This is a genomic window from Leifsonia shinshuensis, assembly GCF_013410375.1.
Lineage (GTDB): Bacteria > Actinomycetota > Actinomycetes > Actinomycetales > Microbacteriaceae > Leifsonia > Leifsonia shinshuensis.
In genome coordinates, this window is sequence record NZ_JACCFL010000001.1 from 3,701,507 (window position 1) to 3,711,890 (window position 10,384).

The 10,384-nt window shown below is 68.7% G+C and carries 12 protein-coding genes; 6 read left to right on the forward strand and 6 right to left on the reverse strand.

Annotated features, from left to right (window positions below; genetic code table 11):
• Window positions 1–109: 109 nt before the first annotated feature.
• The 5 genes from HNR13_RS17855 to HNR13_RS17875 all read left to right on the forward strand — a co-directional run bounded on the left by HNR13_RS17855 (window position 110) and on the right by HNR13_RS17875 (window position 4,692).
• Window positions 110–1,402: an ABC transporter substrate-binding protein gene (locus HNR13_RS17855; RefSeq protein WP_179607940.1), complete on the forward strand. Its 1,293-nt coding sequence runs from the start codon at window positions 110–112 to the stop codon at window positions 1,400–1,402.
• Window positions 1,403–1,484: 82 nt separating this feature from the next.
• Window positions 1,485–2,519: a carbohydrate ABC transporter permease gene (locus tag HNR13_RS17860; protein ID WP_179607942.1), complete on the forward strand. Its 1,035-nt coding sequence runs from the start codon at window positions 1,485–1,487 to the stop codon at window positions 2,517–2,519.
• Entirely contained in the window at window positions 2,516–3,430 is a 915-nt protein-coding gene (locus tag HNR13_RS17865; protein ID WP_179607943.1) for a carbohydrate ABC transporter permease, read from the forward strand. The genes HNR13_RS17860 and HNR13_RS17865 overlap by 4 nt, the downstream gene beginning before the upstream one ends.
• Before the next feature lie 4 nt (window positions 3,431–3,434).
• The gene (locus HNR13_RS17870) at window positions 3,435–3,671 is read left to right on the forward strand and encodes a hypothetical protein (protein ID WP_179607945.1); all 237 of its coding nucleotides are present in this window, start codon (window positions 3,435–3,437) and stop codon (window positions 3,669–3,671) included.
• A gap of 13 nt (window positions 3,672–3,684) precedes the next feature.
• Complete coding sequence (locus HNR13_RS17875; RefSeq protein ID WP_179607946.1) at window positions 3,685–4,692, forward strand: LacI family DNA-binding transcriptional regulator; 1,008 nt, start codon at window positions 3,685–3,687, stop codon at window positions 4,690–4,692.
• 306 nt (window positions 4,693–4,998) lie between these two features.
• Here the strand turns inward: HNR13_RS17875 and HNR13_RS17880 are convergent, their stop codons facing one another.
• Window positions 4,999–6,237, reverse strand: a complete 1,239-nt coding sequence (locus tag HNR13_RS17880; RefSeq protein ID WP_179607948.1) for an MFS transporter — start codon at window positions 6,235–6,237, stop codon at window positions 4,999–5,001.
• A gap of 59 nt (window positions 6,238–6,296) precedes the next feature.
• Window positions 6,297–6,794, reverse strand: coding sequence for a MarR family winged helix-turn-helix transcriptional regulator (locus tag HNR13_RS21920; RefSeq protein WP_343063604.1), 498 nt, complete (start codon window positions 6,792–6,794; stop codon window positions 6,297–6,299).
• Between the two features lie 77 nt (window positions 6,795–6,871).
• On the opposite strand from HNR13_RS21920, the gene HNR13_RS17890 reads away from it, so the two are divergent.
• On the forward strand, window positions 6,872–8,323 hold the full coding sequence (locus tag HNR13_RS17890) for an amino acid permease (protein WP_179607950.1): 1,452 nt from the start codon (window positions 6,872–6,874) through the stop codon (window positions 8,321–8,323).
• On the opposite strand, the gene HNR13_RS17895 is transcribed toward HNR13_RS17890, so the two are convergent.
• The 4 genes from HNR13_RS17895 to rplJ form a co-directional block, all read right to left on the reverse strand.
• A complete protein-coding gene (locus HNR13_RS17895) occupies window positions 8,275–8,958 on the reverse strand; it encodes a methyltransferase domain-containing protein (protein ID WP_179607951.1) in 684 nt (227 codons plus the stop codon). The genes HNR13_RS17890 and HNR13_RS17895 overlap by 49 nt on opposite strands.
• 68 nt (window positions 8,959–9,026) lie before the next feature.
• Window positions 9,027–9,164 (reverse strand): hypothetical protein, encoded by a 138-nt coding sequence (locus tag HNR13_RS17900; RefSeq protein WP_179607953.1) that lies wholly within the window; start codon window positions 9,162–9,164, stop codon window positions 9,027–9,029.
• Window positions 9,165–9,418: 254 nt separating this feature from the next.
• A complete protein-coding gene (gene rplL / locus HNR13_RS17905; protein ID WP_179607955.1) occupies window positions 9,419–9,808 on the reverse strand; it encodes a 50S ribosomal protein L7/L12 in 390 nt (129 codons plus the stop codon).
• A gap of 51 nt (window positions 9,809–9,859) precedes the next feature.
• Window positions 9,860–10,375: a 50S ribosomal protein L10 gene (gene rplJ / locus HNR13_RS17910; protein WP_055917683.1), complete on the reverse strand. Its 516-nt coding sequence runs from the start codon at window positions 10,373–10,375 to the stop codon at window positions 9,860–9,862.
• Window positions 10,376–10,384: the final 9 nt, after the last annotated feature.

Here is a 10,384-nt window from a genome sequence, read left to right on the forward strand (position 1 = left end):
CGCTTGCACAGAATGCGCACCCGGGAGTACGTTGAGCGCGGGCGCACCCGCGCCTGCACCGAGAGCACCACGCTCAACACAGAGCACCACTAGCTCAACGAGGAGTGAAATGAAAGCAGCACGTCTCGCCGTGATCGCAGGGGTCGCCATCGCCGGCCTCGCCCTTGCGGGATGTACCGGCGGCGGATCAGGATCCGGGGGGAGCCAGGGCGGGGACGCCGGCGCGAACCTCGACAGCAAAGGCCCCATCACCTACGTGCAGGGCAAGGACAACTCCAACGTCGTCCGTCCCCTGGTCGACAAGTGGAACGCAGCACACCCCAGCGAGAAGGTCACCTTCAAGGAGCAGACCGACCAGGCGGACCAGCAGCACGACGACCTCGTGCAGCACTTCCAGGCGAAGGACCCGAACTACGACGTCGTCGATGTCGACGTGGTGTGGACGGGCGAGTTCGCCGCGAAGGGCTGGCTGCAGCCGCTGACCGGCAACTTCAAGATGGACAACTCGAAGCTGCTGGCTCCGACGGTCAAGTCGGGCACCTACAACGGCACGCAGTACGCGGCGCCGCAGACCTCCGACGGCGGCATCCTGTACTACCGCAAGGACCTCGTCCCCACGCCGCCCAAGACGTGGGATGAGATGCTCAAGGACTGCGACATCGCCAAGGCGAAGGGCATCGGCTGCTACGCCGGTCAGTTCGCCCAGTACGAGGGCCTGACGGTGAACGTGGCCGAGGCCATCAACACCAACGGCGGCACCATCGTCGGCGACGACGGCAAGACCGTCACCGTCGACAGCTCGCAGGCCAACGCGGGTCTGACCCGCCTGGTGGACGGCTTCAAGAACGGCCAGATCCCGGCCGAGGCCATCACCTACCAGGAGGAGCAGGGCCGCCAGGCGTTCGAGGCCGGCAAGCTGATGTTCCTGCGCAACTGGCCGTACGTCTACAACCTGGCCAAGACCGACGGATCGTCGACGGTCAAGGACACCTTCGGCATCGCCCCGCTGCCCGGCGTCTCCGCCGACAAGCCCGGCGTGTCCAGCCTCGGCGGCCACAACGCCGCGATCAGCGTCTACAGCAAGCACAAGGCGACCGCGTTCGCGTTCCTGCAGTTCCTGCAGAGCGAAGAGACCCAGAAGTTCTTCGTGACGCAGGGCTCGCTCGCACCGGTCCTCTCCTCGCTGTACGACGACGCCGGCCTGAACAGCCAGCTGCCCTACCTGTCCACCCTGAAGACGTCGATCGAGAACGCGGTTCCGCGTCCCGTCTCGCCGTTCTACCCGGCCATCACCAAGGCCGTTCAGGACAACGCCTACGCCGCCCTGAAGGGCGACAAGTCGGTCGACCAGGCGCTGAAGGACATGTCCGCGGCCATCAAGACCGCGAGCGCGGGCCAGTAAGGCCCATCACGGTCGCCGGGCGGCGGGACCCTTCCCGCCGCCCGGCTCCCCACACTTCCCGCTTTCCTCCCGGAGGCAGCACATGTCAACGTCGAACGTCGTCGCCCCCTCATCAACGAAGAGCAGGCCACCTGAGCAGCGCGCCGGTGCCAAGCGCGTCCACCGCCAGCAGAGCCGCTGGGCCCTCTACCTGATCCTCCCCACGATCGTCCTGCTCGCCGTCGTGATCGGCTACCCGATCGTGAGCGCCATCGTGATGTCCTTCCAGAAGGACGCGGGCCTCGATCCCGCGACCGGCCTGTTCGTGCAGGGCGGCTTCGCGGGCTTCCAGAACTACGCCCACTGGCTGTTCCAGCAGTGCGCCGGCCCGAACGGGACCACCGTCTCGTGCCCGCCTGGCAACCTCGGCGCCACCTTCTGGAGCGCCGTCGGGGTCACCTTCTTCTTCACGATCACCACCGTGATCCTGGAGACCGTCCTCGGCCTCTGGTTCGCGCTCATCATGAACCGCGCCTTCCGCGGCCGCGGGTTCGTCCGCGCGGCCATCCTGATCCCGTGGGCGATCCCCACCGCCGTCACCGCGAAGCTGTGGTTCTTCATCTTCTCGGTCGCCGGTGTCGCCAACGCCGTGCTCAACACGCACATCCTCTGGACGAGCGATGAATGGGCATCCCGGTTCGCGGTCATCATCGCCGACACCTGGAAGACGACGCCGTTCATGGCGCTGCTCATCCTGGCCGGCCTCCAGATCATCCCGGAGGACGTCTACGAGGCGGCGAAGATGGACGGCGCGAGCACGTGGCAGCGGTTCTGGCGGGTCACGATGCCGCTGCTGAAGCCGGCGCTGATGGTCGCGGTCCTCTTCCGCGTGCTCGACGCGCTGCGCATCTACGACCTCCCGCAGATCCTGACGGGCGGCGGCGGAGGCACAGGCCATGCGACCACGACGCTGTCCATCCTCGTGGTCGATCAGATCAGGCAGGGCTTCAACAGCGCTGCCGCCCTCTCCACCATCACATTCATCCTGATCTTCCTGGTCGCGTTCATCTTCGTGCGGTTCCTCGGCACGAACGTGGTCCGAACGCAGGAGACGCAAGCGAAGGGAGCGAAGGGATGACCACCGTCGCCGGCCCCGCATCGGCCACCGCGGAGGCGAACGCCCTCCCCCGGACCCGTACGAAGAACCGCACCAAGCAGCGCAACAGGAACCAGGCCATCCGCACCGGCATCCAGGCGATCGTCGTCGTGCTCTGGTGTCTGCTCCCGTTCTACTGGATGGTCGTCACCTCGTTCCGCGAAGTCGGGTACACGAGCGACAACACCCCGTGGTTCACGCACGTGACGCTCGACAACTACGTGACGGCGCTCTCCACCAAGCTCGGGAACAACCTCCCCGGCGCGCTGCTGAACTCGCTGTTCATCGGCGTCTGCGTGACGCTGATCTCGCTGGTCGTCGGCATCTTCGCCTCGTACGCGCTCGCCCGCCTGGACTTCAAGTTCAAGGGCATCATCCTCGGGATCATCCTGGCCGCCTCGATGTTCCCGGGCGTCGCGCTCATCACCCCGCTGTTCCAGCTGTTCACGAACATCGGGTGGATGGGCACCTACCAGGCGCTGATCATCCCGGAGATCTCGTTCGCCCTCCCGCTGACGGTCTACACGCTCGTCTCGTTCTTCCGCGAGATGCCGTGGGATCTGGAGGAGGCGGCCCGGATCGACGGGTGCACGCAGGCGCAGGCGTTCCGCAAGATCATCCTGCCGCTGGCGGCGCCCGCGGTGTTCACGACCGCGATCCTGGCGTTCATCTCCTCGTGGAACGAGTTCCTGATCTCCAGCCAGCTCTCCAGCGACAAGACGCAGCCGGTGACGGTCGCCATCGCGTCCTTCACCGGGAGCCAGCCGCACCAGGAGCCGTACACGGCCATCATGGCTGCCGGTACGATCGTGACCGTCCCGCTCATCATCCTGGTGCTGATCTTCCAGCGCCGGATCGTCGCGGGCCTCACGGCAGGTGGAGTGAAGGGCTGAGCCGATGCGCAGGAACGACCCGAAGGAGTTCGTCGACCTCGGTCTGGGGTTCGTCGGCTTCTTCGCGGTCGCCTTCGTGATCATCACCGCCTCCTGCGAGCTCACGGGCCAGCCGGCGCTGGTCTGGGCAGTGATCTCGCTCGTGCTCGTGGTCGTCTTCATCGCTCTGCTGCAGGCGCGGCGCCGCATCCAGGCGTCGCGCCTGCGGGCGGAGGAGGCGCGAGCGGGCCAGGACTCCTGACGGGGGCAGCAGCATGGCAGGAATCGAGGAGGTCGCGCGCGCGACCGGCGTCTCCACGGCGACGGTCTCGCGGGCGCTGCGGGGGCTCCCGAACGTGTCCGACACGACGCGCGCGGCGGTGCGCCGCGCCGCCGACGAGCTCGGCTATGTGGCGTCGTCGAGCGCGTCGGGGCTGGCCAGCGGGCGCACGCTCGCGCTCGGCGTCGTCGTGCCGTCGGTCAGCCGCTGGTTCTACACGCAGGTCCTGGAGGGCGTCGACGCGGAGCTGCGCTCGGCCAGCTACGACATGATCCTGTTCAACCTGGGCGGCCACCGCGGCGACCGGGAGCGCGTCTTCCACCGCAGCATCCTGCGCAAGCGCACGGACGCGCTGCTGGCGCTGTGCCTCGACTTCACGCCGGACGAGCGCGAGCAGCTGGCGTCCCTCGGCCACCCGACCATCGTGGTGGGCGGCCCGGTCAAGGGGCTGCGCAGCGTGGGAATCGACGAGAAGGCCACCGCCCGGGAGGCGACGAACCACCTCATCGGCCTCGGCCACACCGAGATCGCGCACCTCGGCGGCGAGGACGAGGAGGGCCTCAACAGCAACGTGCCGGCCGGGAGGCTGCGCGGCTTCGAGAAGGCCATGCGCGCCGCGCACCTGACGGTGCGGCCGGAGTGGGTCATCCCCGGCGGGTTCTCCCTCCCCGAGGGACGCGCCGCGATGAACCGGCTGCTCGACCGCCCCGGCCCCAAGCCGACGGCGGTCTTCGCCGGCTCCGACGAGATGGCGATGGGCGCCATGCTCGCCGCGGCCGACCACGGGCTCCGTGTGCCGGACGACCTGTCGGTCATCGGCATCGACGACCACGACTACTCCGCGTGCTTCGGGCTGACCACGATGGCCCAGAGCCCCTTCGAGCAGGGTTCGGCGGCGACGCGGATCCTGCTCGACGAGCTCGCCGGCGGGGAGCCGCGCGCCGGCTCCGTGCGGTCGCCTGCGCACCTCGTCGTGCGCACGTCGACGGCGCCCCCGCGCTGAGCCGGACACCTGCGAGTCCGCACCCGCGCGGACGAATTCGTTGCGGATTGCACGAATCCGGTCGGATATGAGCGATTCGGGTCCGCGCATCTGAAACAATGGGTCATGCGGCCGTTGGCCGATCGCGCCTTTCGGGTAGGCACGATCGACCGCCGACAGTCCGTCCGTATCGACGCTCTGCGCGTACGGGAAGAGCCGCCCTGACTAGGACAGGGCGGCTCTTCGTTCGTCTTGAACCGGTTCAGGGCTTACTGTCGCCGTTCCTGAGACGGGGGCGCCGGGCGGAGCGGTACGCCCGGCAGCGCCTCAGTCCGCGTCGGCCAGGGCGAGGACCTCGGCCTCCTGCTCCCGCGTCTCGTGCGGGGCGTCCACGCGCTTGAGGTGCTTGTGGCCCAGCATCACCAGGGCGGCGGCGATCAGCACCGAGATGGCGCCGGCGTAGAACGGGGTGGAGCGCGCGAACAGGCTGGCCAGCAGGGTGGCCGCCGGCGGGGCGATCGCACCGCCGAGGAAGCGGACGCCGGAGTAGGCGCTCGAGGCGACGGAGCGCGGCAGGTCGGTGGCCTCCATCACGCACTCGGTGAGCACGGTGTTCAGGATGCCGAGCAGCAGGCCGCCGACGATGACGCAGACGATCAGCGCGACCAGCGAGCCCACCAGGAGCCCGGCGGCGGCGAGGTCGAGCGCCAGCAGCGGCATGATCAGCCAGAGCACACGGGTCCGCGGCAGCCGGGCGGTGAGCAGCGGCGCGACCCAGACCGACGTGAGCGCCAGGGCGACGCCCCAGCCGAAGAAGATCAGCCCGAGCGTGATCGCGTCCTTCACCCCCAGGTCGGCCAGGGCGAACGGCGTGTACGCCAGCAGCACGAAGAAGCCGATGTTGTAGAACAGCGCCGCCGCGGCCAGGAAGCCGAGCGCGGGCCGGCCGAGGGCGCGGAAGGGGGCGGAGAGCTTCGTCGGCGACGGCTTCTCCGGGTTCTTCTTGAGCATGACGACGATCGCGATGAAGCCGATGGCCATCAGGGTCGCCGTGCCGAAGAACGGTCCGCGCCAGCTCCAGCTGCCCAGCAGGCCGCCGAGCAGCGGGCCGATGGCGATGCCGAGTCCCAGCGCCGCCTCGTAGAGGATGATCGCCGCCGACGTCCCGCCCGCGGCCGCTCCGACGATGGTGGCGAGGGCGGTGGAGATGAACAGCGCGTTGCCGAGGCCCCAGCCGGCGCGGAAGCCGATGATCGACCAGACGTTCTGCGAGAGCCCGGCGGCGAGCGCGAACACGACGATCAGCGCGAGGCCGATCAGCAGGGTGCGCTTGGCTCCGATGCGGCTGGAGATCCAGCTCGTGAAGAACATCGCGACACCGGTGATCAGCAGGTAGCTCGTGAAGAGCATCTCGGTCTGGGTCGGCGTGGCCTGCAGGCTCGCGGCGATCGCCGGGAGGATCGGGTCGACGAGGCCGATGCCCATGAAGGCGATGACCGACGCGAACGCGACGGCCCAGACGGCGGTCGGCTGCTTGAGGATGTTGTCCGGCTTCTGGTGGGACATGAAGGGTGAGGCCTCCTGGGGCTGACGGGGAACGATGGGTGAACGGCGGCGCGAAAGCCTCAGCGGCCGTCGAGGGCGGCGGAGGCGGCGTTGGAGAGGTCGACGCGCGACGCGATGATCTCGACGGTGGCGCGCATGGCGGCCAGCTCGTCGTCGCGCAGGTCGGCGAACATCGGCACCAGGGCGGCGGAGAGGGTGTCCCGCCAGTCCTGGAGCGCGTCGGCGCCCTTGGGTGTGATCGCGATCTGCCAGGCGCGGGCGTCGTCCACGTCGGCGATGCGCTTGACCCACTCCGACTCGACGAGGTTCCGCACCAGCTTGGTCATCGTCGGCTGGGCGACCCGGCTCTGCGAGGCGAGCTCGCCGAGCCGCATCGGGCCGACCGACTGCAGCACGCTCAGGGTGCGCCAGGTCGCCGGCGACTCTGCGCTGCCGGTGACGCGCGCGGCCAGCCGGGTGAGCCGGTGGCTGGCGACGACGAGGTCGCCGAGGGTCTGGCGGAGCTGGGCGGTGTCGGTGCTGGTCGTGCTGGTGTCGGTGCGAATGGTCTCGGTCACGGCCTCAATTATATATAGCTGGACTATATAAATCAAGCCCGGCCGAAATGCCACACATCACCTGATTGAATCGCCGGATGACCTCCCCCGATCCGTCCGGCGACGGCGCGTACCACAAGGGCCTCAAGCGCAGGCACATCCAGATGATCGCCATCGGCGGCGCGATCGGCACGGGGCTCTTCCTCGGCGCCGGAGGCCGCCTCCACGACGGGGGTCCGGGGCTGCTCGTCGTCTACGCGATCTGCGGCGTCTTCGCGTACCTCATCCTGCGGGCGCTCGGAGAGCTCGTCCTGCACCGTCCCGACTCCGGGTCGTTCGTGTCCTACGCCCGCGAGTTCTTCGGCGAGAAGCTCGCGTTCGTGACCGGCTGGATGTACTGGATCTACTGGGGCATGATCGGCATCGTCGACGTCACGGCCGTCGCGCTCTACATGCACTTCTTCGGCAAGTACGTCCCGGTGCTCGCGGAGGTCCCGCAGTGGGTGTTCGCGCTGATCGCCCTCACCGTGGTGCTGCTGCTCAACCTGCTCTCGGTGAAGGTGTTCGGCGAGCTGGAGTTCTGGTTCGCGCTGATCAAGGTCGTCGCGCTCGTCGCGTTCCTCGTGATCGGCATCGCCTTCGTCGTCTTCGGCACCCCGGTCGACGGCCGCACGCCGGGCTTCGCGCTGCTCGCCGACAACGGCGGGCTCTTCCCGCAGGGGCTCCTCCCGCTCATCCTCGTGGTCCAGGGCGTGGTGTTCGCCTACGGCGCGATCGAGCTCATCGGCACGGCCGCGGGCGAGACGGAGAACCCGGAGAAGACCATGCCGCGCGCCATCAACACCATCCTGGTGCGGATCGCGCTCTTCTACGTCGGCTCCGTCCTGCTGCTCTCGCTGCTCCTCCCGTACACCGCGTTCAAGAAGAACGAGAGCCCGTTCGTGACGTTCTTCTCGTCCATCGGCGTCGACGGCGCCGACGCGATCATGAACCTCGTCGTCCTGACCGCCGCCCTCTCGTCGCTCAACGCCGGCCTCTACTCGACCGGCCGGATCGCCCGGTCGCTGGCGTTGCGCGGTGCAGCCCCCCGGTTCGCGCTCCGGATGAACAAGGCCGGGGTGCCCTACGGCGGCATCCTCATCACCGGCGTGGTCGCCCTGGCAGGCGTCGCCCTGAACCTGGTGATGCCGGGCGACGCGTTCGAGGTCGGGATCAACCTGACCTCCATCGGGCTGCTGTGGGCCTGGGCGATCATCGTGGTCTGCCAGCTGAAACTGCACTCCCTGGCGAAGGCCGGGAAGGTCGCCCGGCCGTCGTTCCACATGCCGGGGGCTCCGTTCACGAGCTATCTGACGCTCGGCTTCCTCGCGCTGGTCGGCGCGCTGATCCTGTTCGACTGGCCGATGGGTACCCTCACGATCGGCACCGCCGTCGTGGTCGTGGTCCCCCTGCTCATCGGCGGCTGGTTCCTGGTGCGCGGGCGCGTGCGGGCGCACGCCGCTCAGGAGGCGGAGGCCGCGTCGCCGGAGTCGACGTCCGCCGTGCGCTGAGCGAGCAGGAACGCCTGCCGCGACTTCTCCGGCGCGATCCGCTCGCGGGTCGCCTCGGCGACGAGCGAGAATCCCGCCGCGGCGATCCGCTGCTTCACCCGGTCGGGCGACTGCCGCCGGGTGCGGAGGTCCAGCTCGTGCCCGTACGCCTGCCGTAGCTGCACGATGTCCTCGTCGCCGTGCTCGCTCACCTGGAACGCGAGCAGCAACCGGCCTCCCGGCCGCACCACCCGGGCGAACTCGGCGAACACCGCGTCCTGACGGTCCTGCGGGATGTGGATGATCGAGTACCAGGCCAGCGCGCCCGCGAGCTCGCCGTCCTGGAACGGCAGGGCTGCCATCGACGCCACCTCGAACGGGATGCCGGGGTGGTCACGTCGGGCGACCTCGATCATCCCGGGCGAGAGGTCGATGCCGCGCACCTCCACGCCGATGCCGGCCAGGAACCCGGAGACGCGGCCGGGACCGCAGCCGAGGTCGGCCACCGCTCCCCCGCCGTCGGCGGCGACCTGCTCGGCGAACGCCGTCAGCAGCGCCCGCTCGATCGGGAGCTTCTCGAGCTCGCCCGCCAGCAGGGCCGCGTAGTCCTCCGCGACGAGGTCGTAGGCGACGCGCGCCTCGTGCTCACTGTCCACCCGTCCGACCCTAGGACGGGGAAACGCCCCCGGCCGCGCAAGCCGGGGGCGTTTCGGATGGGTTCGGGTCACCGCAGGTACCGGTCGTACAGGAGGGTCCTGCGGTAGAGATCCGGCGGGTGGGCGCCGCTGTCGCGGTCGTCACCGTGCAGGAGCGCGGCCCCGAGTCCGCGCAGGGTGGAGGCGAACGTGCGCCAGGTATTCATCGTGGTTTCTTCTTCCGGTCGTGCGTCCTTGCACACCGATGCACGCGGGCAGGCGCGATCGGACGCTCTGGTGGGACGAGCGTCCGCGCTGCGACCTGCCGCGGCGGAACCGGATCATGCCGGTTAAACCACGAAGGGCGCCGCCCCGTCACGGGGGCGACGCCCTCCACAACGCGGAACACTCTGTTACAGAAGGAGTCCGCGTCGCGTGGCTGTATCAGCCTGCGGTAGAAGAAGCCCCGATGGGGCGTCGACTACTTGAGGGTGATGGTGGCGCCAGCCTCTTCGAGCTGAGCCTTCGCCTTCTCGGCGGTCTCCTTGTTGGCGCCCTCGAGCACGGTGCTCGGCGCGCCGTCAACGAGGGCCTTCGCCTCACCGAGGCCGAGGCTGGTGAGGGCGCGCACCTCCTTGATGACCTGGATCTTCTTGTCACCGGCGGCCTCGAGGACGACGTCGAACGAGTCCTTCTCCTCGACCTCTTCGGCAGCGGCGCCCGCACCACCGGCGGCCGGGGCGGCCACGGCGACGGGGGCGGCGGCGGTGACCTCGAAGGTCTCCTCGAACTTCTTCACGAACTCGCTGAGCTCAATGAGCGTGAGCTCCTTGAACGCGTCGAGCAGCTCCTCAGTCGACAGCTTTGCCATGATTCTCTCCTTAGTGTGTGTGGTTACTCACCGCGTGCTGATCCGGAAGGATCAGGCAGCGGACTCCTGCTTCTCACGCAGCGCGTCGACCGTGCGAACGGCCTTCGACAGCGGTGCGTTGAACAGATATGCGGCTCCGAACAGCGAGGCCTTGAAGGCGCCGGCCAGCTTGGCCAGCAGAACCTCACGGGACTCGAGGTCGGCGAGCTTGCCTACCTCTTCTGCGGTCAGCGGGTTACCGTCGAAGTAACCGCCCTTGACCACCAGCAGAGGGTTTGCCTTGGTGAAGTCGCGCAGAGCCTTCGCGACGGCGACGGGGTCGCCGTGCACGAACGCGATCGCGGACGGCCCGACCAGCTCGTCGTCGAACGACGAGATTCCCTGGTTGTTGGCCGCGATCTTGGTCAGCGTGTTCTTCACCACGGCGTACGTCGCGTGCTCACTGATGGACTTGCGCAGCGTCTTGAGCTGAGCAACAGTGAGACCGCGGTACTCGGTCAGCAGAACGGCGGTCGAGCTCTCGAACAGTCCTTCGAGCTCGGCGACCGTGGCTTCCTTGTTCGCCATGGCTACTCC

What these genes read in the sequence shown, in the direction of transcription:
- HNR13_RS17900 (WP_179607953.1), bottom strand. Translation starts at nt 9,164, where the DNA reads ATGAATACCTGGCGCACGTTCGCCTCCACCCTGCGCGGACTCGGGGCC.
- HNR13_RS17865 (WP_179607943.1), top strand. Translation starts at nt 2,516, where the DNA reads ATGACCACCGTCGCCGGCCCCGCATCGGCCACCGCGGAGGCGAACGCC.
- HNR13_RS17880 (WP_179607948.1), bottom strand. Translation starts at nt 6,237, where the DNA reads ATGTCCCACCAGAAGCCGGACAACATCCTCAAGCAGCCGACCGCCGTC.
- rplL (WP_179607955.1), bottom strand. Translation starts at nt 9,808, where the DNA reads ATGGCAAAGCTGTCGACTGAGGAGCTGCTCGACGCGTTCAAGGAGCTC.
- HNR13_RS17860 (WP_179607942.1), top strand. Translation starts at nt 1,485, where the DNA reads ATGTCAACGTCGAACGTCGTCGCCCCCTCATCAACGAAGAGCAGGCCA.
- HNR13_RS17855 (WP_179607940.1), top strand. Translation starts at nt 110, where the DNA reads ATGAAAGCAGCACGTCTCGCCGTGATCGCAGGGGTCGCCATCGCCGGC.
- HNR13_RS17890 (WP_179607950.1), top strand. Translation starts at nt 6,872, where the DNA reads ATGACCTCCCCCGATCCGTCCGGCGACGGCGCGTACCACAAGGGCCTC.
- HNR13_RS17875 (WP_179607946.1), top strand. Translation starts at nt 3,685, where the DNA reads ATGGCAGGAATCGAGGAGGTCGCGCGCGCGACCGGCGTCTCCACGGCG.
- rplJ (WP_055917683.1), bottom strand. Translation starts at nt 10,375, where the DNA reads ATGGCGAACAAGGAAGCCACGGTCGCCGAGCTCGAAGGACTGTTCGAG.
- HNR13_RS17870 (WP_179607945.1), top strand. Translation starts at nt 3,435, where the DNA reads ATGCGCAGGAACGACCCGAAGGAGTTCGTCGACCTCGGTCTGGGGTTC.